General features: G+C 42.6%; 19 protein-coding genes and 1 other annotated feature. Of the genes, 10 read left to right on the forward strand and 9 right to left on the reverse strand.

The window, feature by feature from the left end; translation table 11 throughout:
• Positions 1–34: 34 nt before the first annotated feature.
• The 3 genes from B0182_RS09335 to B0182_RS09350 form a co-directional block, all read right to left on the reverse strand.
• A complete protein-coding gene (locus B0182_RS09335; RefSeq protein ID WP_078274674.1) occupies positions 35–2,881 on the reverse strand; it encodes a 2-oxoglutarate dehydrogenase E1 component in 2,847 nt (948 codons plus the stop codon).
• Between the two features lie 1,064 nt (positions 2,882–3,945).
• Positions 3,946–4,968: a type I secretion C-terminal target domain-containing protein gene (locus B0182_RS15220; RefSeq protein ID WP_078274676.1), complete on the reverse strand. Its 1,023-nt coding sequence runs from the start codon at positions 4,966–4,968 to the stop codon at positions 3,946–3,948.
• A gap of 23 nt (positions 4,969–4,991) precedes the next feature.
• Complete coding sequence (locus B0182_RS09350) at positions 4,992–5,678, reverse strand: aldehyde dehydrogenase family protein (RefSeq protein ID WP_078274677.1); 687 nt, start codon at positions 5,676–5,678, stop codon at positions 4,992–4,994.
• A 132-nt stretch (positions 5,679–5,810) separates the two neighbouring features.
• Between B0182_RS09350 and B0182_RS14930 the strand changes: the two genes are divergently transcribed.
• From B0182_RS14930 to B0182_RS09370, 4 genes are read left to right on the forward strand one after another with little or no spacing between them, the layout of a single operon-like run.
• A complete protein-coding gene (locus B0182_RS14930; RefSeq protein ID WP_078274678.1) occupies positions 5,811–6,578 on the forward strand; it encodes a PT domain-containing protein in 768 nt (255 codons plus the stop codon).
• A complete protein-coding gene (locus B0182_RS09360; RefSeq protein WP_078274679.1) occupies positions 6,575–7,015 on the forward strand; it encodes a hypothetical protein in 441 nt (146 codons plus the stop codon). Before B0182_RS14930 ends, B0182_RS09360 begins: the two co-directional genes overlap by 4 nt.
• 17 nt (positions 7,016–7,032) lie before the next feature.
• Complete coding sequence (locus tag B0182_RS09365) at positions 7,033–7,542, forward strand: GreA/GreB family elongation factor (protein WP_078274680.1); 510 nt, start codon at positions 7,033–7,035, stop codon at positions 7,540–7,542.
• A gap of 4 nt (positions 7,543–7,546) precedes the next feature.
• Positions 7,547–8,194, forward strand: a complete 648-nt coding sequence (locus tag B0182_RS09370) for a nucleoside/nucleotide kinase family protein (protein ID WP_078274681.1) — start codon at positions 7,547–7,549, stop codon at positions 8,192–8,194.
• Between the two features lies 1 nt (position 8,195).
• Here the strand turns inward: B0182_RS09370 and B0182_RS09375 are convergent, their stop codons facing one another.
• The 6 genes from B0182_RS09375 to sdhC form a co-directional block, all read right to left on the reverse strand.
• Entirely contained in the window at positions 8,196–8,618 is a 423-nt protein-coding gene (locus B0182_RS09375; RefSeq protein ID WP_078274682.1) for a DUF2459 domain-containing protein, read from the reverse strand.
• Complete coding sequence (locus B0182_RS15225) at positions 8,600–8,866, reverse strand: DUF2459 domain-containing protein (protein ID WP_112741703.1); 267 nt, start codon at positions 8,864–8,866, stop codon at positions 8,600–8,602. Before B0182_RS15225 ends, B0182_RS09375 begins: the two co-directional genes overlap by 19 nt.
• 74 nt (positions 8,867–8,940) lie before the next feature.
• Positions 8,941–9,651 (reverse strand): succinate dehydrogenase iron-sulfur subunit, encoded by a 711-nt coding sequence (locus tag B0182_RS09385; RefSeq protein WP_078274684.1) that lies wholly within the window; start codon positions 9,649–9,651, stop codon positions 8,941–8,943.
• 134 nt (positions 9,652–9,785) lie between these two features.
• Positions 9,786–11,639, reverse strand: a complete 1,854-nt coding sequence (sdhA, locus tag B0182_RS09390) for a succinate dehydrogenase flavoprotein subunit (protein WP_112741702.1) — start codon at positions 11,637–11,639, stop codon at positions 9,786–9,788.
• A gap of 41 nt (positions 11,640–11,680) precedes the next feature.
• Positions 11,681–12,037, reverse strand: a complete 357-nt coding sequence (gene sdhD / locus B0182_RS09395) for a succinate dehydrogenase, hydrophobic membrane anchor protein (protein ID WP_029103419.1) — start codon at positions 12,035–12,037, stop codon at positions 11,681–11,683.
• On the reverse strand, positions 12,037–12,417 hold the full coding sequence (sdhC, locus tag B0182_RS09400) for a succinate dehydrogenase, cytochrome b556 subunit (RefSeq protein WP_078274686.1): 381 nt from the start codon (positions 12,415–12,417) through the stop codon (positions 12,037–12,039). Before sdhC ends, sdhD begins: the two co-directional genes overlap by 1 nt.
• 871 nt (positions 12,418–13,288) lie before the next feature.
• Between sdhC and B0182_RS14355 the strand changes: the two genes are divergently transcribed.
• The 6 genes from B0182_RS14355 (at position 13,289) to hisB (ending at position 19,997) form a co-directional block, all read left to right on the forward strand.
• Positions 13,289–13,459: a hypothetical protein gene (locus tag B0182_RS14355; protein WP_158079677.1), complete on the forward strand. Its 171-nt coding sequence runs from the start codon at positions 13,289–13,291 to the stop codon at positions 13,457–13,459.
• Between the two features lie 15 nt (positions 13,460–13,474).
• Complete coding sequence (gene gltA, locus B0182_RS09410) at positions 13,475–14,752, forward strand: citrate synthase (RefSeq protein WP_078274688.1); 1,278 nt, start codon at positions 13,475–13,477, stop codon at positions 14,750–14,752.
• Between the two features lie 431 nt (positions 14,753–15,183).
• Positions 15,184–15,306, forward strand: a sequence feature (His leader region).
• 22 nt (positions 15,307–15,328) lie between these two features.
• Positions 15,329–16,219: an ATP phosphoribosyltransferase gene (gene hisG / locus B0182_RS09415; RefSeq protein ID WP_078274689.1), complete on the forward strand. Its 891-nt coding sequence runs from the start codon at positions 15,329–15,331 to the stop codon at positions 16,217–16,219.
• 137 nt (positions 16,220–16,356) lie between these two features.
• Positions 16,357–17,640, forward strand: a complete 1,284-nt coding sequence (hisD, locus tag B0182_RS09420) for a histidinol dehydrogenase (protein ID WP_078274690.1) — start codon at positions 16,357–16,359, stop codon at positions 17,638–17,640.
• 102 nt (positions 17,641–17,742) lie between these two features.
• Positions 17,743–18,798 (forward strand): histidinol-phosphate transaminase, encoded by a 1,056-nt coding sequence (gene hisC / locus B0182_RS09425; protein ID WP_078274691.1) that lies wholly within the window; start codon positions 17,743–17,745, stop codon positions 18,796–18,798.
• Positions 18,799–18,908: 110 nt separating this feature from the next.
• Positions 18,909–19,997, forward strand: coding sequence for a bifunctional histidinol-phosphatase/imidazoleglycerol-phosphate dehydratase HisB (gene hisB, locus B0182_RS09430; RefSeq protein ID WP_078274692.1), 1,089 nt, complete (start codon positions 18,909–18,911; stop codon positions 19,995–19,997).
• Positions 19,998–20,092 lie beyond the last annotated feature (95 nt).

Genomic DNA, 20,092 nt, shown 5'->3' on the forward strand with positions numbered 1-20,092 from the left:
AACCCACAAATCATGAGTTTATCCTGACACTTACTTATAGTTGGTCTTCGCTCACGCCTAGGCCTTGGGCAATCAGAGCTTTTTGCTGTGCCACATGAATCTTTGGCGAACCTGTCGCAGGAGCCGCCGCCGCAGGACGACCTGACGCAGGTAGCAGTTTGGCTTTACCTTCCGTCAAGCGGTGTAGCTCTGGCAGTAGATAGTACCACGCACCTTGGTTAAGTGGCTCTTCTTGCGTCCAGATGATTTCGCTAAGATTTGGGTATTTGGCAAGCTCTGCCAAGATACGCTCTTCTGGCAATGGATAAAGCTGTTCAATACGCACAATGGCGATGTGGTCAAGCCCTAGCTTACGGCGAGCTTCAAGCAGTTCATAATACACCTTACCGCCACACAACACCACACGAGTTACCTTGCTGTTGTCAATGCTGTCAATCTCAGGCAACACACTTTCAAATTTACCATCTGCCAACTCGTCAAGCTGAGACGTGGCAAGCGGATGACGAAGTAGCGATTTGGGCGACATGACAATAAGTGGCTTACGAGCTTTTTGGACAACTTGACGGCGTAGAGCATGGAAAATCTGAGCAGGCGTTGTCGGGGTGATGACCTGCATATTATCCTCAGCACATAGCTGTAAGAAACGCTCCAAACGAGCTGATGAATGCTCAGGGCCTTGACCTTCAAAGCCGTGTGGCAGCAACATAACAAGACCCGACAGACGTTGCCATTTGGTCTCACCCGATGAGATGAACTGGTCGATGACCACCTGAGCTCCGTTGGCAAAGTCACCAAACTGAGCTTCCCACACAATCAGAGCATTTGGCACGGTGGTAGAATAGCCGTATTCAAAGGCAAGTACCGCTTCTTCTGATAGCAGTGAGTTGTAGGTGGCAAAACGGGCTTGCCCCTCACGAATGTGCTGTAACGGGAGATATAGGCTGGCATCTTTTTGGCTGTACAGCTCGCTATGACGGTGCGAGAATGTCCCACGACCCACGTCCTCACCTGTGATACGCACAAGCGAACCCTCATCCACAAGTGACGCGTATGCCAACGTTTCGGCAGCACCCCAGTTTAGGGGCTCTTGACCTGTTTGCATGGCAAGGCGTTGCTCTAGCACCTTGGCAACTTGGCGTTGCAACTCAAAGCCTTCTGGTACTTTTGCCATCGCTTGTGCGTAGGATTTGAGCTTTTCAACAGGCACGCCAGTTTGGACGTCATCAGTCAAGCCATGACCCACATAAGGCGACCAATCCACAAACAAGCTGGTATCAGGCTCTTTGGCAAGCCCGTGAGCCACATCCTCGCCATTGTCTAGGGCGATGCGATAGTCGTCTTCAATTTGGGCAGATTCTTCTTTGGTCAATACACCCTCAGCAACCAGTTTATCAGCGTACTGAGTGCGAGTGGTGGGCAGTTTTTTGATGACTTGATACATAAGTGGCTGAGTCGCTGACGGCTCGTCCGATTCGTTGTGTCCGTTACGGCGATAGCAGACGATGTCAAGCACAACATCACGACCGAACTCGGTGCGATAATCCAAGACAAGCTGGCTTGCGAACACCACCGCCTCTGGGTCATCGCCATTGACGTGTAGGACAGGGGCGTGTACCATTTTGGCAACGTCCGTGCAGTACTCGGTAGAGCGGGCATCATCAGGGCGAGACGTGGTAAAGCCCACTTGGTTATTGATGACGACATGTACCGTACCGCCTGTTTTGTAAGCACGGGTTTGCGACATCTGGAAAGTCTCTTGGTTGACACCTTGACCTGCAAACGCCGCATCGCCATGCACCACGATGGGCAGTACCGTGCTGTTGTCAATGTCATAGCCATAAGCCTCACTACGGCGGGCTTGACGAGCACGCACCGAGCCTAGCATGACAGGAGAGACGATTTCTAAGTGAGACGGGTTAAATGCCAAGGCAAGGTGCATCTCTCCGCCTTTGGTGATGACGTTTGAGCTAAACCCATTGTGGTATTTCACATCGCCCGAACCGACTGTTGGCTGAACTTTACCATCAAATTCATCAAATAGGGCAGATGGGTTTTTACCCATGATATTGACAAGTAGGTTTAGGCGACCACGGTGAGCCATGCCGATGACGACTTCTTTGGTGCCATAGGTTCCCACACGCTGAATCATCTCATGCACCGCAGGAATGAAGCTCTCGCCCCCTTCTAAACCAAAACGCTTAACGCCTGTGTATTTACGAGCCAGGTATTTTTCTAGACCCTCGGCGGCGGTCAAGCGGTCAAGGATTTCTAATTTTTTGTCTTTATCAAATCTGATAAATCCTTGATTTTGCTCAATATATTTTTCAATCCACTTTTTCTCGGTGGCGGTAAAGACATGCATGTACTCATAGCCAATGCTACCGCAGTAGATACGCTCACAAATCTCAATAATCTCACGCAGTGTTGCTGACTCTTTACCAATATGCATGAGCGTGGTTGGGAACGTCGTGTCAAGGTCAGCCTCGGACAGACCATGATAAGCCAAGGTCAAGTCCTCAATGCCATCACGCTTTTGTAGTCCCAAGGGGTCAATCTTAGCGACACGATGTCCACGACGACGATAGGCACTGATAAGCTGTTGCACCGCCATCTGTTTGGGGTCGCAGTCACCTGTCCCAACGGTCTGCACAATAGGGCGAGCGTTGGTTTGGTTGCGGGCTAGGAGCAAGAACTGCTCTTTAATGGCATTGTGCGGGGCATCGCCTGCTTGCTCATAATCGGCAAAGTATTTTTGCCACTCGATGCTCACGCTTGCCTTATCCGCCAAATAGTCCTCGTACAACGCCTCAATATACGCTGCACCATCTGCGGTGAGTTCGGTGCTTTGATAAGCCACCGTATCTTTGCTACTTTTTGTCATAATATTCGCCATATTATTTTTAAGGAAAATTTTGATACATTGTTGCATTAGGTCAGCGAATGATGAGCATGGCAAAACCGTCTGTCGGCAAAATCATCTCGCTTACTCTAAAATCTATCCATGAATCCGTCCCAAATTAAGCCAAAGACAGCTTCATCAAATAAATACTGTATAGTTTACGTCATTTGACAAAATATAACAAGTTGCAATGGTTTTAAAAATGTGAATAGGATTTAATTTTTGAAAAAAACATATGTTTTTACATTTATTTCAATCTAAAATTTCAATAGATTTATATTTTAAAAAACATTATTTTAAATTTTTAATCGAAACTGGTCATTTTGCCCATTCTAGCACCAAGGAGAGTACCGCTACCATCAAATCAACTTAACGTCCATGCCACTAACCTGTCTGTCGATACCAATGCCATACGCAAAAATAAAAATGTCGGTTAAAACATCCATTACCAACACAGAGACAAATAGTTTTGACACAAACACCTCCAATGTTAAAAAATTAACAATAGCAACAATCTCAGACGTTGCACCTTTTAATTTTTCTGATGGAAAAGGAGCCATTACAGGTTTTGATTCTGGTGTATTGCATTGCCAAAAACAAAAAGCTTAACATTCAATTTAAACCAACAACATCTGAAAGCTTATTTTGCCGAAATTAGATTCTAGAATCAGCGATATGGTACCACTGCCATTTTCCAAACCGAAAAGTGCACATCAAAATACGGTACACCCAATGCCTATTATGCCAAAACATCTATATTATTCTATCTTGCTGATAACCCAAAACTAGCAAGCACCACCCTAACCCCTTATCAGACATAAACAGGGATGCAAGCAAAAAAATCATACCCTACTCCGACAAAGCCAACTACACTTTTTAGCCAATAAAAATAACACCAAACTACCACAAATACTCAATAAAGGCATTGATGAGTTAGTCAAAAATGGCAAGATAAAAACCATTGCTCAAAAATATGGCATGGAATAATTCGCTTTAATCATAAAAAAATAAGGCATTTGATGATGCCTTATTTTTTTATGATTACTTTACAAAATCAAACCTTCACCCTGATTGAGTTGGTTCAACACACCATCGATGTTATTTGAATATATGTCAGCGATTGCTATTTTTTCAAACATCTCATCCTTGCCATCAATATCAATCATCATCGTAATATTTTTGGCACCTGATTTTTCAAAATGAATATAATCACCAAAATTGTCCATGATTGATTTGTCAGCAAAAAGTCCTGTTAGATCAATCTTATCTCCTTGCTTTAGATCAAAATCAGCAATTTTATCAAATCCAATTTGGCTAACATCTACCACCAAATCCACGTCCAAAGAGAACACAAAAGTGTCCGCTCCTGCACCTCCTTGCAAATAATCATCGCCAGCACCACCATTTAAGATGTCATCGCCGTTACCGCCTATCAATCTGTCGTTGCCGTCTTGACCAAATAGGAGGTCAGAATTTTTAGTTCCAGTCAACCGATCATTAACAGCACCTGCAAACACAGCACCGCCATTTAAATGATTATGTTGTGCATCGCCCATCTTAATTGGTAATTCTCTATCAATCTTAAAATCAATACCATTTATCCAACCATCCAATTCATGTTTTGGCACGTTAGATACAACATGCTCTATCAAATTAACCAACTTATCTCTGCCAACCATGTTAGGTTGTGTTTGCACTTGAAGATAAGCAAAATACTCCATGATATCGCCAAAGGCAGGCATTGCGGTTTGACCGCCTACATCCAACCTTGCCTTAAAGTCGCTCACCAGTCGGTTAATGTCCAAACCAAACAGAATATTACCATCTTTGACATCTACCACAATATCTATCAAATCGCCATAACGATTCTGAACAGTTTGCGGATAGAGTCTACTATAAACAGACTTAATCAGCCTATCATAAGTATGATTGATAATTTTGGTTGTTTTTTCAAAGTCTTTGACGTTAGCATAAAACATGTTATCTGTTTTTGTGCTCATAAAACTGTCAATCACGCCAATTTTATATTTGATTTTATCAAACTCTGCCATGCCTGTCAGGTCAAGCATTGAAGTACCACCACCTGCTACTCTTACCGCTCCTTTTTGAGAGAACTGCTCATCGACAAGAGAATCGGTTTATTATAGTCTTGATACTCAGGGTCGGTCTTTGCCCACGCTTTGAGCAAACCGTTCATCATTGACAACTGTTCCTCTTTGCTTTTAGCATTTAGATAGCCCGTTACTATCTCTTTGAGCTGGGTAGACAATGCCATCGCCTCGTTTAGACTTCGGACACGCCCAGCACCTTGTAGGTTTGGAAGTTTATTATCTGCATTTTCCACAACATTTAGATGCTTGGTATAGACCTTATGAAAGCTAAAATTCACATCGCCCATGATGCCTGTTTTCCCATCACGCTTTTCATAACTGCCAAGCTGGATACCACTTGGACGATAAGTCAGCTCGCTCATCTCGCCAATGGGGTCAGGCAAGCCAATCACATCATCAAGCGAGCTTAAAATGCCGTGAAAGACTTTATCGCTAATCACAAGGCGGTCAAGCAAGGCAGACTCTAAGCCTTTATCCTTGCCGTTTTGGACATCTTTGGCGTTGGCGGATAAAATCTCATCTTTGTGGGCGATGATTTGGTTTTTGATACAAATTAGGGCGTGGTTTTTGATTTTGGTGTCGGCACGGGCAAAGAGGGCGGAGGCGGTTTTGGCTTTTTGTCCCACTTCGGTCATGTAGGTGGTTAAATCGGTGGCGAGTTCGGTCATGGTAAGCTTCTAATAACATTAAAAATCACCAAGTTATAACATTAAACACATAAAATATCAAGATTATCCACCCAATCATTGACAAAATAACCATTTACGCTTAAAATCCACAAAAAGACCGAGGGAATAACCATGCCAACCAACCAACCAACCAACCAACCAACCAACCAACCAACCAACCATTCTAGGGCAACTCTTGCCCAGCTTCAAGCCATCTTTGACACTTTCTTTGATAACCATCAAACCCACAACCTACACGCCCTATCCCATCTAGTACAACAGCATTGTCATTTAGATAATATCATACACATCATCAAAAATGACATTTTAAGCTCCGAAAAAACACTCCAACAAATCGCCAAACACAGTTACTTTCACGGCAATGGCTTTCTTAAAGTTGTTCTTATTGATAATGCCTACAAACTAAGATTGCATATTTGGTTTGAGGGCGTACTTGCTGAGGAAAATATTCACAATCATCGCTGGGATTATACTTCTCATATTCTGCTTGGGGAATTAAATTCCGAAACTTGGCAAGAAAGTTTTCCACATCACGATAACGCTCAACCTTTGGATTGCTATCTCTATACAGCAAAATCCCAAAATAAACCAGCACAAACAGCATATCTTGGCAAAAAATACCTCACAAAAACCAAAACACACCACCATGTCTGTGGCGATACTTATCATCTAAGCTCAAACACACTACACAAAATTATTGCTGGGCAAAAAAGCATGACCGCAACCATTATTTGCACCACACCCACAACCAATCTACAAAACCTATTATTTCCCACCAGCAACAATCCAAACATTAATCCAACTTATATCACAACCAATCAATTAAAAGAACATCTAAATACTTTTATTACTCACACTCAGTCCATGGAAAAATCATGAAAAATAATACCTTTTATCAAAAATTGATTAACAATCATCAAGTAGAGAAAATACACAATCAAAATGAGATAAACCATCTCATCAATAAGGAACAATTAAGTTTAAAAATATTAAGAAAGAAAAATTTATCAAACAAATACGATTGTTATTTAAATTTTTATGACAGAATTTTTCGCCATGTGTGCCTGCACTTATTGGAGCATAATTTAAAAATAACAGACAATCATCCACACCAAACCTTAATTACCATTCTTGAAAATAAATACCCAAAAGATGATTTGATACTTATGGTTTCTTTGCGTCATAAAATCAAAAAGAAAATCAATTTTTATCAGCAGGATTTTAACATAAAATCCTGTGAGTTAATGCTTGATATTCTCAATGATTATAGCAAAAATGATGCACAAGATTGCCAATCATTTTTACAATCCCTTTAACATTTTAGGAGCTTATTATGCAAGACAATATTGTACACTTAACAGAAACTGGTTTTAATAATCTTAAAGCCCTCTTAGAGAGAAAAAAGCAAGAGTACGCTCAAGTAAGAACAGATAGGCAAGTCGCCTTTGAATTGTCGGGGGATGGCTGGCACGATAACCCCGAATTTAACAGACAGCAACAAATGGAGGCAAACCTAAATCATTTGGTTAAAGAATTAACCGACAGATTATCGCAAGCCAAACCCATTGTGATTAATAACGACAACAGACCAACTACGCACGTCGCCATTGGCTCATGGGTCAGTATCACACGTTGGAATTTATTAACGGGCGATTCAATTGACGAGGATTGGGAAATTATGGGGTTTGATGAAACCGACATTGATAATCAACAAATTGGCTATAATACCCCACTCGCCAAATCTATTATGGGATTGCAAGAAGGAGAAATATCTGATGAGTTGGTTTTAGGTTCTCAATCTTGGGAAATAGAAGTCAATAAACTTCACAAAAAAAGATTTTGATGTTATGTATATAGCAATTGAAGGTGTAAAAGGCGTTGGCAAATCCTCCGTGATTAAATATTTATCACAAGAGTATGCCAACTACCAATTATTATTTTTACACCCAACGCATCCCATGCCATCAAATCATATTTTGGAGAGGTTATTTCCATTATTTAAATATTTCGATTTTTATCAAGCTTATTTGTATCACTTCCGTTCAAATTATCATGCCAAATCTATTGATTGGCATGATAATCATTTAATCATTAGCGACAGAGGAATTGTTACCAGTCTATCTATCAGATGGCATAAGCATACTGATAAAATGGCTTATTTTTCCAAAATTAGACAAAAAGAATATGCCATTCAAATACCAGATATTGTCATTCAACTTCATTTACCAGAAAATGAATTATTAACACGTTATCATTGCAGACAAAGAAATTATGGCAAACATGAGGAAAATAAACATTCTTTACATCAAATATCAAATAACCTTGCAGAAATTCATCATTGGCTAAAACAATCTCATGTTATTCAATATATTGGCAAGGAGATAAATTGGATAGATGTAGATTGCCATAACAAAACGGTAGAAAATATCGCCAATGATATTTTACAAATCATTGAAAAATACACACCAGTTCCAAGAATACACAACACGATATGACTTATCGCTCTTTTATCACCCCTATATCCAGCACCGTCCATAGGGCGGTTTTGACATCGGCTTTTTGAAATCCGTGATTGACCCACGAATTACAGGTATAAAAGGCATTATAACTACCCACCGCAGGATAAAAAGCGTCATTATGCCAATAGCGTGCATTACTGATTGCGAATGGTCGCTCGGCAGGCAAAGTGGCACGAATATGGGCAATGATACCTTGGTATTGGTGGGGTGTTAGGGTGATTTTGCGACATTTTTGGCAGGTTTGTACCGTTTTGTCAGGCTCAAAACTGACGTGCAACACAGACGTACTAAGCCCAAACAAGGCATTAAACGCTGTATCCGCTTGCAAATCCGCCCACGTGGGGGTATTTAGATAAAAATCCCTATCGCCCCACCCGATACTCACCCAGTTATCCGCCATGCCGTCTTGGGGCTTGGGTCAAAGACGCTTGTCCAGTTCATCTGACTACTGACAGTTGGTAGCACAAAATCCGTATGCACACCATTAGAAATCACATAAATATCAATGGCAGGCTCATCATTGGTGAGCTTATATTTACTTATTTGGCTTGGTAAAAAAGTCGCACAGGTCATCAGTATGCCATACGTCAGCAATAAGGAGATAAAATAACCCATTGTTTTTAAGAAAATTTTTAAAAATTTTGGCACATAAACACCCAATAAAATGGGTAACTGGTTTTATCCAATTACCCATGCTACACATCAAAGTGTGAAAAGCGTGATTAACCCGCCGTATCCAATAGCATATTACGGATATGACCGATAGCCTTAGTGGGGTTTAGACCCTTAGGGCAGACAGACACGCAGTTCATGATACCACGACAGCGGAACAAGCTAAATGGGTCATCAAGCCTGGCCAAACGAGCTTGAGTGTCGGTATCACGACTGTCAATGATAAAGCGGTAGCCGTTAAGCAGGGCTGACGGCCCCAAGAACTTATCTGGGTTCCACCAAAATGACGGACAAGACGTAGAACAGCACGCACACAAGATACACTCATAAAGTCCGTTCATCTTCTCACGGTCTTCTGGCGACTGCAAACGCTCTCTTGGCGGAGCGGGTTGTGAGTTGATTAGGAATGGATGAACTTTTTCGTATTGGGCGTAGAATTGGTTCATGTCCACCACCAAGTCTTTGATGACTGGCAAACCTGGTAGGGGGCGAACGATGATTTTCTCGGGCAAGGTGTTCATGTTGATAAGACACGCCAAACCGTTTTTGCCATTGATATTCATACCATCCGAGCCACAGATACCCTCACGGCATGAACGGCGGAATGTCAAGGTTTCGTCCATCTTTTTAAGACGCAATAATACGTCAAGCAACATACGGTCGGTATCTAGTAGCTCAATCTCATATGTTTGCATATAAGGGGCTTTGTCTTTGTCTGGGTCGTAGCGATAAATCTCTACAATGCGTTTGCCTCGACTCATGGGTTTCTCCATTGGGAATTTGGGATTTTTAACTGTTTTTGTTAAAAAAGACCTAATTTAAATTTGAAATGATACATTTTGCAAATCATCTATATAAGTTGGGCTTTTACACCCAACTTATCAATTTGTCAAAATTAGAACGTACGCACTCGTGGCTCACAATACTCCACAGTCAAAGGCTGTTTGCGTACAGGCTTATAAATCACACGGTTATCCTCAGAGTACCAAAGCGTGTGTTTCATCCACTCATGGTCGTTACGTCCTAGTGGGGCGTAGCTGTCATCTTCTGGCTTTTCATAATCTAGCACGCTGTGAGCCCCACGGCATTCATGACGCAAGGACGCTGATAGCATGGTCGCTTTTGCCACTTCGTAAAGGTTGGCAACTTCGAGTGCCTCAATGCGAGCGGTGTTAAAGACGGCTGATTTGTCTTTTAGGTGGATTTGGGCAACTTTTGGAGCCAGTGCCATGATTTTTTCTACACCTTCATCCATAAGTGCCTGCGTACGGAACACCCCAGCGTGAGACTGCATGATATTGCGAATTTCATCGGCAACTTCTTGGGCGTTGTAGCCTTCGGTAGAGTTTTGTAGCTTGTCAAGACGAGACTGCGTGTAGTCCAACACTCGTGGGTCAAGTGGCTTATAACTGCGGTCTGATTTGGCAAATTCATCTAGGATATGCTGACCTGCCGCACGACCAAACACCACCAAGTCAAGTAGCGAGTTCGTGCCTAGGCGGTTTGCACCGTGTACTGACACGCACGCACATTCGCCAATGGCGTACAAGCCTTTGACCACACGACCTTCGGTATATAGACCTTGTTCGTCCACATGACCGTCAAGCACAGGCACGGTTACTTGACCGTGAATGTTGGTTGGGATACCGCCCATCATGTAGTGAATGGTAGGCACAACAGGCACCGCTTCTTTGGCGATGTCCACGTTAGCAAAGTTATGACTAATCTCAAACACAGACGGCAAACGCTTCATCAAGGTGTCCAGACCCAAATGCGTCATGTCCATCAAAATATAGTCACCGTTCGGACCACAGCCACGACCTTCTTTAATCTCTTGGTCCATAGAACGAGAGACGAAATCACGGGGGGCTAAGTCTTTTAGTGTCGGTGCATAACGCTCCATGAACGGCTCACCATGCTTGTTACGCAAAATCGCACCTTCACCACGACAGCCTTCGGTCAAAAGCACGCCCGCTCCTGCCACGCCCGTTGGGTGAAATTGCCAAAATTCCATGTCTTGTAATGGAATACCTGCACGCACCGCCATGCCAAGACCGTCCCCTGTGTTGATGTAGGCGTTGGTTGAGGCACGGAAAATACGTCCTGCACCACCTGTTGCCAGTACGGTTGTTTGGGCTTGGAATACCGAGATGTTGCCTGTTTCTTGGTCAAGGGCAATCACGCCGTTAATGTTGTCGTCAGCGTCCTTGATAAGGTCAAGGGCAATCCACTCCACAAAAAACTGCGTGCCTTTTTCTAGGTTCTTTTGGTACAGAGTGTGCAAAAGAGCGTGTCCTGTACGGTCGGCTGCCGCACACGCACGGGGAACAGGTTTTGCTCCGTATTCGGCAGAGTGTCCACCAAACGGACGCTGATAAATCGTGCCGTCTGCGTTACGGTCAAACGGCATGCCCATATGCTCAAGCTCGTACACGACTTTTGGGGCTTCACGGCACATATATTCAATGGCGTCTTGGTCGCCCAGCCAGTCAGAGCCTTTGACGGTGTCATAAAAGTGAAAATGCCAGTTGTCAGGACTCATGTTACCCAATGACGCACCGATACCCCCTTGGGCGGCAACAGTGTGGCTACGGGTTGGGAATACTTTGGTCAAAACGGCAACTTTCATACCGCCTTCAACGAGCTGTAAAGACGCTCTCATGCCTGAACCGCCACCGCCAACGATGACCGCGTCAAAGTTTAGGGTGGGGATATTTTCAATGGGTTTTTCTGGTGCTAATGCCATAATTATTTTTCCTATGAATATTTAAGAAGGACGATTTTGGAAAATTACCAAAAAATCATCACGCCCCAAAATAGGTACGCCAAAATGGCAACGATGACCACGCCTTGTAGAGCAATACGCAAGCCTGACGATTTGACATAGTCGGTAAATACCGTCCACATACCCACCCATGCGTGAAACACGAGCGACAAAATCGCCACAAGGCTAAATAACTTCATGGGCAAGCTCATCATAAAGCCATGCCATGCTTGATAATCCACTTGATTAAATAGGAAAAATCCTACCAACACCACAGAATAAAGGGCAAGCACCACCGCACTGATACGTTGTAGCACCCAATCACGAGAGCCTGAACCTGTCAGACCTGTGGCACTTTTAATGCCTGAATTGTTTCTTTTCATTAGAACATCACCCACACAAAGGACGCAATAATCAAGGCAAATGCGATAACAAAGCTCACAATCGCCGCCGTCTTACCTGATTTGAACTCTTCGTTCATGCCAAGGTCAGCAAGTAAGTGCTTAACTCCCATGACAAAATGGTAAGCGGTTGCCGCCACAAAAATCCACGCCACAAACCTAAGGGCGATATTATTTAGCACCGTCTCAAACCCTTCTGGCGATGACAGTGACGTCTGTAAAATACACAGCATGACAGGCACAAGCAAAAACAGCACAATGCCTGATACACGGTGCAAAATAGAAGCCATAGCGATTGGGGACTTTGAGTTCACCGCAATCACTTGACTTAGGGGTAAGTTAATCGGTCGGTTATCTTTCACGAGCGGGCGTCCTTATCAAAATGAGCCGTACAAAACGAACAAGACGGCAAGGAGAGCTGGCTTTTTGGGTGATTTTTGCCACAATTAAAATACAAAACGGCCTTTCAATTGTAAAATTAAAAACTTAAAACATCGGTTTTGATTTTAATCTGCCAAATCTAGTAAATCACCCTAAATGATTTGGCATGAGTATATTAAGGATATTTTAAATTTTTAAACGCAAAAAATCACACCGTCAGGCTGTCTTTAAAAATAAGAAGTCTGAACACAGCGTTAAATCAATGTCGCTTGTGTCACGCAGTGTCAGCGTGCCAAGCAACCATGCAAAAGCCATCAGGCTTAAACACTTCGCTATTTTTACTTTTACAAATCATTAAAAATCTTTAATCTTTTAAAAACCTTGTCCAAACAGCACATTTGAGAGTATTTATCAGTAAAATTTCACAGACTTTTACCAAACTTTTTGTGAAATTATCACAAAACTTATTACAAAATTTATCAAATGTCGTGTTACCCTATTGACAATGAAATTGATTATCGTTTTTTAAAATGACCTGCCAAGTTAAACAGATAAATTATAAAACGCTTGAACAAATTTTACAAACAAAATTACAACTTTTATGTAACTGACGTCAAATTTTTTGCTAAAATTTGAACCACTTTGACGATAATATTGTTACAAAATATGTCAAAAATCCGTATGATGGCTAAGGTTTTTACGATTTGGACGGTCGGAGCAAGATAAGCTTAGGCAAAAAAGTGAATGAGTGTAAGGGCTTGGAGATTAATTACAATTTTTTAAGGAATTTATCGTGCTAGGGCTTGTAAGTTTGGCAAAGTTTTTGTATCATCATGATACTTGATGGCGATGATGAGCAATATGCCTTTGCTTTGGCAAACGGACGCACGTTGCAAGGAATTCAGCGACCAACAAGACCAAGGACATCATGCTCGGTTACCTGCCAGCATGCAAATTCACAATGCCAAATTAGCCCAAACCAAGCAGGATAAGGCTTTTGGGTCAGGATTTAGGCACCGTTAAATTAAGGTTATTATTATGACACAACAAGTGAAATTAGTCGTTGATGGCACGGAATATGAAATGCCAGTCCTAGAATCCACCTTGGGTCGCCCTGTATTGGACGTAAGTGCGGTGGCAAAAGCAGGTCTTTGGACATATGATCCAGGATTCATGGCGACCGCCCCAGTAGAATCCAAAATCACTTATATTGACGGCGACAAAGGCGAGCTTTTGCACCGTGGCTATGCCATTGACGAGCTTGCGGACAATGCCGACTACCTAGAAGTCTGCTACGCCCTACTCTATGGCGACTTGCCAAATGCCGAAGAAAAAGACAAATTCTACGCACGCATCACAAGCCACATGGCAGTACATGACCAGTTGCGTAAATTCTTTGAAGGTTTTCGCCGTGATGCCCACCCAATGGCGATTATGCTTGGCGTGGTCGGTGCGTTGTCAGCGTTTTATCACAACCACCTAGACATCTCAGACCCACAGCATCGTGATGATACTTGTGTGGACTTGATTGCAAAAGCCCCAACGCTTGCTGCCATGAGCTACAAATACTCAATTGGCGAGCCGTTCATGTATCCACGCAAGGATTTTAGCTACGCCGAAAACTTCCTATATATGATGTTTGCCACCCCTGGTGACAAAGATTACAAGCCAGACCCTGTACTGGTCAAAGCGATGGACAAAATCTTTACCCTACACGCTGACCACGAGCAAAACGCATCAACATCAAGCGTACGTTTGGTAGGCTCAACAGGTGCCAACCCTTATGCCTGTATCGCAGCAGGTATCGCTGCCCTATGGGGGCCATCACACGGTGGTGCCAACGAAGCGGTATTGACCATGCTTGATGAGATTGGCTCTATCGAAAATGTTGCTCCATTCATGGAAAAAGTTAAGACCAAAGAAGCCAAGCTCATGGGCTTTGGACACCGTGTCTATAAGAACTTTGACCCCCGTGCCAAAGTCATGAAAGAGACTTGCGATGAAGTGTTAGGTGCCTTGGGCGTAAATGACCCCAAGCTTGCCCTTGCTATGGAGCTAGAAAAAATCGCACTAAACGACCCCTACTTCATTGAGCGTAAGCTCTATCCAAACGTAGACTTCTACTCTGGCATCATCCTAAAAGCGATTGGCATTCCAACGTCTATGTTCACTGTTATCTTTGCCCTAGCTCGCACGGCAGGCTGGATTGCTCACTGGACAGAAATGCACTCAGAAGCCTTCAAAATCGGTCGTCCACGTCAGCGTTATACTGGCGAGATGCACCGTGCCTTTGTTAAGGTGAAAGACCGCAAATAATCCTGTCTTTTAACAAATGACCATAAAATCCCCCAAGCGATTGGGGGATTTTATGGTCATGGTTGGGACATGTAAACATTAGGGCATGCTTGCCATTGTTACCGTTTTTATTAAATTATAAGGTATTAGTCCAAAAAGTATGCCAAACTAGGTTTTCCGTTCCCCCCTGAGCCTGCCTGCAAGTAGGAAAATCGTTATGAGCAGGCATGGCTCACCACGAATGGTTTTCTTTATAACATACTTTTTGAACCAGAGTCAATTATAAAATAAGGTGAAAATACAAGCATACCCCATCACCAATTTAAAAAGCATCAAACATTTTACAAAAATAACGCTTGCCATTTAGCAAAAAATATCTTATGATAACGCCTATATTAAAAAACTTTTTATATCTTATTTATCATGAATTACCCCGTTATCGCCACTCGTCATCATCACCATCACTCCTAAATTTCTTTTGGGCGTGTGGCTTTGCTTGAAAGAAAAAAGACTTTCAAGGCGATGGCACAAAAGACGGTATCAACCCTTGAAAGCAATTTCAAGGGTTTTTTGTTTTTTAATCTTAAAGGAAAAATTATGAATCGTCTAAAAATCGCCATTCAAAAATCAGGTCGCCTAAGCGATGACTGCCAAGAGCTACTCAAAGCCTGCGGTATCAAATTTCATTACAACAAAGACCGTCTCATCGTCTATGCCAAAAATCAGCCCATTGAACTACTTCGGGTGCGAGACGATGACATTCCCGCCCTTGTGTTTGATGGCGTGGCGGATTTGGGTTTTGTGGGCGAAAATGTGCTGGACGAATGCCAGCTTGACCGCCAAAACAAGGGCGAAACCGCCAGCTTTAACAAACTTAAAGTCTTTGAATTTGGCGAATGCCGTCTGTCGCTTGCCGTGCCAAAGGACTTTGATTATCAATCACTTGCAAGCCTAAAAAACGCCCGCATTGCCACCAGCTACCCCAATTTGTTAAAAAAATATATGGACGACAATACCGTCCCCTTCAAAAACTGCCTACTGACAGGCTCGGTAGAAGTCGCCCCCAGTGCAGGGATAGCCCACGCCATTTGCGATTTGGTCTCCAGCGGGGCAACCTTAGAAGCCAATGGCTTAAAAGAAGTGGAAGTTATCTACCGCTCAAAGGCTTGCCTAATTGTCAAAAGCGAGCCATTATCCGCCGAAAAACAAGCCCTTGTGGACAAACTTCTAACTCGAATAACAGGCGTAGAGCAAGCCAAAGAAAGCAAATACATTATGCTCCACGCCCCCAAAGACAAGCTCCCTGAGATTGTCAAATTTCTGCCCTGTGCCGAAAATCCGACCATCTTGCCCCTTGCTCAAGATGACGGCAAAGTGGCGGTGCACATTGTCAGCCAAGAAACGCTGTTTTGGGAAACGATGGAAAATTTAAAAGCAATGGGGGCAAGTTCTATTTTGGTGTTGCCCATTGAAAAAATGATGATTTAATTCAATAATTTATCATCAATCGTAGGTGCGTAGCACGCACCGTTTTGGACAATGATTTTTTAAATGGTGAATACGGTTATTAAAAAAGCACACACCTTACCAATTACACCTAATTAACTGATTTTAAAGAGAAAACTATGCAAACCCTAATCTGGAAAAACCTAAGCCAAACAGAACGCCAAACCGCCCTAACTCGCCCCGCCCAAACGCTTGGCAATGAGATTACCGCGATTGTTGCTGATATTAAAAATCAAGTGGTAAATCAAGGGGATACTGCTCTGTTTGCCCTTGCCGAAAAGTTTGATAAAGTCAAATTGGACAGCCTAAAAATCGCTCCAAGCGAACTTGACAATGCCCAAAACACCCTATCAGACGAGCTAAAATCCGCCATTGACACCGCTTATGCCAACATTCACAAATTTCACACCGCCCAAATCCCCACGCCCATTGACACCCAAACAATGGCAGGCGTTCGCTGTTCTGTCGCCACTCGCCCGATTGAAAAAGTGGGTCTGTATATTCCAGCAGGCTCTGCTCCTTTGTTTTCAACGGTTTTGATGCTTGCCATTCCTGCCAAAATCGCAGGGTGCAAAAAAATCGTCCTTTGCTCGCCCGCCCCGATTTGCGATGAAATTCTATACACCGCCAAACGCTGTGGCGTGGACGAGATTTTCTCGGTAGGCGGTGCGGGGGCGATTTGTGCAATGGCGTACGGCACGGACAGCATTCCCAAAGTGGATAAAATCTTTGGGCCGGGCAACGCCTTTGTTACCGAAGCCAAACGCCAAGCGATGGCGGACGGTGTCGCCATTGACATGCCCGCAGGCCCATCGGAAGTACTTGTAATTGCGGATAATTTTGCCAATCCTAGCTTTGTGGCAAGCGATTTACTCTCGCAAGCCGAACACGGGGCGGACAGTCAAGTGATTTTACTGACCGACAGCCACGCCTTAGCCGATAAGGTTTTGGGCGAGATTGACACACAATTAAAAAGCCTGCCAAGAGCCGACACCGCACGCTTTGCCCTTGCCAAAAGCCGTATCATCATCGCTGATAATTTGACAGAATGTGTCTCAATTTCAAACAGTTACGCCCCTGAGCATCTCATTATCAATACCGACAATCCCCGTCAATATCTGGACGACATCAGCCATGCAGGCTCGGTGTTTTTGGGGGCGTACACGCCTGAAAGTATGGGCGACTACGCCAGTGGCACCAACCACACCTTGCCGACTTATGGCTACGCCCGCACCCAGTCATCGCTTGGTTTGGCGGACTTTTATAAACGAATGACCGTGCAAGAATTGTCCGTGGACGGCTTTAAAAATTTGGCGAACACCGTTGCGACAATGGCAAGTGCCGAACAGTTAGACGCTCATAAATTGGCGGTAGAAGTGCGGTTAAAAGAATTGGGGGAATAAATTATCATTTTAACGGATTTTTAAGGGCGAATTGCAATTCGCCCCTACACGCCAATGAATTAAAATGGTTATTTTTTTAAATGTAAAAATGGAAAAAATACAATGCAAACCTTAATTAAAAAAAGCGTACAAACCTTAACCCCCTATCAATCCGCCCGTAAAATTGGCGGTAATGGCACTATTTGGTTAAATGCCAATGAATATCCTATTTCGCCCAATGAATTATTAACCAATTTATCTTTGGAAAATTTAAATCGCTATCCTGAACCACAACCGCAAAGCATAATAACTGCCTATGCCAATTATGCAGGGGTGAATAATAATCAAATTTTAATCACTCGGGGTGGCGATGAAGGCATTGAGCTGATTATCCGTGCCTTTTGTGAAAATGATGAGAGCGTACTTTATTGTCCGCCCACTTATGGAATGTATAAGGTCAGCTCCGATACGCTTAATATCAATACCAAAACCATACCTTTAACGGCTGAGTTTCAATTAAATTTAGCTGAAATTGAAAATAATTTGGATAAAGTCAAAGTTATTTTTATTTGCAGTCCCAATAACCCAACGGGCAATTTATTAAACAAAGATGTTATTATTCAATTACTTGATATGACCAAAAACAAAGCGGTTGTGGTGGTTGATGAAGCCTATATTGATTTTTGTTTGGATAACAGTATTGTAGATGAATTAAATCATTTTGATAATTTAATCATCATTCGCACGCTTTCAAAAGCCTTTGCCTTAGCAAGCATTCGCTGTGGTTTTGTTTTGGCAAATGAATGGATTATCCAAAGTTTACAAAAAATCATCGCCCCTTATCCCATTCCCACGCCTTGTGTATCAATCGCCGAACTTGCTTTATCAGATATTGGCATTCAAGCAATGCAAGATAAATTTGCAATTACGCTCGATAATAAAACTTGGCTGGAAAATGAACTATCAAACTTAGAAATTGTACAAAACATTTACCCAAGTGTTGCCAATTTTATTTTGGTAACACTTAAAGATGGTCAAGCGGTGTTTGACAAACTTTGGGAACAAGGCATTATTGTCCGAAACCAACATACCGCCTTAAATTTGGCAAATTGTATTCGTATTAGCATTGGTACACAAGATGAAAATTTGGCGTTAATTAATACGTTAAAGAAATTTTAATTTTTGAACTCGTAAGGTGCGTACCACGCACCCTTTAAAATCAGAACCCTAAATGGTGCGTATTACGCACCTTACGCTTAAACCCAAGTTATTTTTTAAAGGAACAACAAATGAAACCTACTCTATTTATTGACCGAGACGGCACTTTAATTGACGAACCCAAAACCGATTTTCAAATTGACAGTTTGGAAAAATTAAAGTTAGAAAAAGGTGTGATTCCCGCCCTGTTGGCATTACAAAAAAAATATCGCCTTGTGATGGTGTCCAATCAAGATGGGCTGGGCACAGACAGTTTTCCCCAAGAAAATTTTGACAAACCGCACAATAAAATGCTGGATATTTTTACATCACAAGGCATTGTCTTTGATGATATTTTGATTTGTCCGCATTTTAAAGACGATGATTGCGACTGCCGAAAGCCAAAAACCAAACTATTACAATCTTATATTGATAATAATTTATTTGATAAAGAGAGTAGCTTTGTGATTGGCGATAGAGATACCGACATTGAGCTTGCGAATAATTTGGGTATTGTTGGACTTAAATACAATCCTGATAATTTAAATTGGGCGTTAATTAGCGAAAAGTTATTGAGGCAAGCGACAACTAATATTGGCGAACGCCAAAAACGCTATGGCGAAGTTATCCGTAAAACCAAAGAAACTGACATTAAAGTGCAAGTCTGGCTTGATGAAACAGGTGTGAATGACATTAAAACAGGCATTGGCTTTTTTGACCATATGTTAGACCAAATTGCCACGCACGGTGGATTTAAAGTCGCCATTGACTGCAAAGGCGATTTGTGGATTGACGAACATCATTCGGTAGAAGACACCGCCATTGCATTTGGGGAGGCATTAAAACAAGCGATTGGCGATAAAAAAGGCATTGCCCGTTTTGGCTTTGTTTTGCCAATGGACGAATGCCGTGCCGAATGCACGATGGATTTATCGGGCAGACCATTTTTAAAATTTAAAGGCAAATTTAGCCGAGACAAAGTGGGTGATTTTAGCACCGAATTGACCGAACATTTTTTTCAATCGCTTGCGTATGCAATGATGGCAACTTTGCATTTAAAAGTCAAAGGCGACAATGACCACCACAAAATAGAAAGTTTATTTAAAGTGTTTGGCAGAACACTCAGACAATGTATTAGAATTGAAGGGAATGAATTACCGAGTAGTAAAGGGGTTTTGTGATTTTTAAATTGTTTATTGATTATTTTTTGAGTGGATTTGTAGGGGCGTGTTGCACACGCCCAGTTATCAGAATATTATTTTCAGAGCGTGCCAAG

The sequence above is a fragment of the Moraxella bovis genome (assembly GCF_002014975.1).
In the GTDB taxonomy this organism is placed as follows: Bacteria; Pseudomonadota; Gammaproteobacteria; order Pseudomonadales; family Moraxellaceae; genus Moraxella; species Moraxella bovis.

What these genes read in the sequence shown, in the direction of transcription:
- B0182_RS09335 (WP_078274674.1), bottom strand. Translation starts at nt 2,881, where the DNA reads ATGACAAAAAGTAGCAAAGATACGGTGGCTTATCAAAGCACCGAACTC.
- B0182_RS15220 (WP_078274676.1), bottom strand. Translation starts at nt 4,968, where the DNA reads ATGCTTGACCTGACAGGCATGGCAGAGTTTGATAAAATCAAATATAAA.
- B0182_RS09350 (WP_078274677.1), bottom strand. Translation starts at nt 5,678, where the DNA reads ATGACCGAACTCGCCACCGATTTAACCACCTACATGACCGAAGTGGGA.
- B0182_RS14930 (WP_078274678.1), top strand. Translation starts at nt 5,811, where the DNA reads ATGCCAACCAACCAACCAACCAACCAACCAACCAACCAACCAACCAAC.
- B0182_RS09360 (WP_078274679.1), top strand. Translation starts at nt 6,575, where the DNA reads ATGAAAAATAATACCTTTTATCAAAAATTGATTAACAATCATCAAGTA.
- B0182_RS09365 (WP_078274680.1), top strand. Translation starts at nt 7,033, where the DNA reads ATGCAAGACAATATTGTACACTTAACAGAAACTGGTTTTAATAATCTT.
- B0182_RS09370 (WP_078274681.1), top strand. Translation starts at nt 7,547, where the DNA reads ATGTATATAGCAATTGAAGGTGTAAAAGGCGTTGGCAAATCCTCCGTG.
- B0182_RS09375 (WP_078274682.1), bottom strand. Translation starts at nt 8,618, where the DNA reads ATGGCGGATAACTGGGTGAGTATCGGGTGGGGCGATAGGGATTTTTAT.
- B0182_RS09385 (WP_078274684.1), bottom strand. Translation starts at nt 9,651, where the DNA reads ATGAGTCGAGGCAAACGCATTGTAGAGATTTATCGCTACGACCCAGAC.
- sdhD (WP_029103419.1), bottom strand. Translation starts at nt 12,037, where the DNA reads ATGAAAAGAAACAATTCAGGCATTAAAAGTGCCACAGGTCTGACAGGT.
- B0182_RS14355 (WP_158079677.1), top strand. Translation starts at nt 13,289, where the DNA reads ATGAGCAATATGCCTTTGCTTTGGCAAACGGACGCACGTTGCAAGGAA.
- gltA (WP_078274688.1), top strand. Translation starts at nt 13,475, where the DNA reads ATGACACAACAAGTGAAATTAGTCGTTGATGGCACGGAATATGAAATG.
- hisG (WP_078274689.1), top strand. Translation starts at nt 15,329, where the DNA reads ATGAATCGTCTAAAAATCGCCATTCAAAAATCAGGTCGCCTAAGCGAT.
- hisD (WP_078274690.1), top strand. Translation starts at nt 16,357, where the DNA reads ATGCAAACCCTAATCTGGAAAAACCTAAGCCAAACAGAACGCCAAACC.
- hisC (WP_078274691.1), top strand. Translation starts at nt 17,743, where the DNA reads ATGCAAACCTTAATTAAAAAAAGCGTACAAACCTTAACCCCCTATCAA.
- hisB (WP_078274692.1), top strand. Translation starts at nt 18,909, where the DNA reads ATGAAACCTACTCTATTTATTGACCGAGACGGCACTTTAATTGACGAA.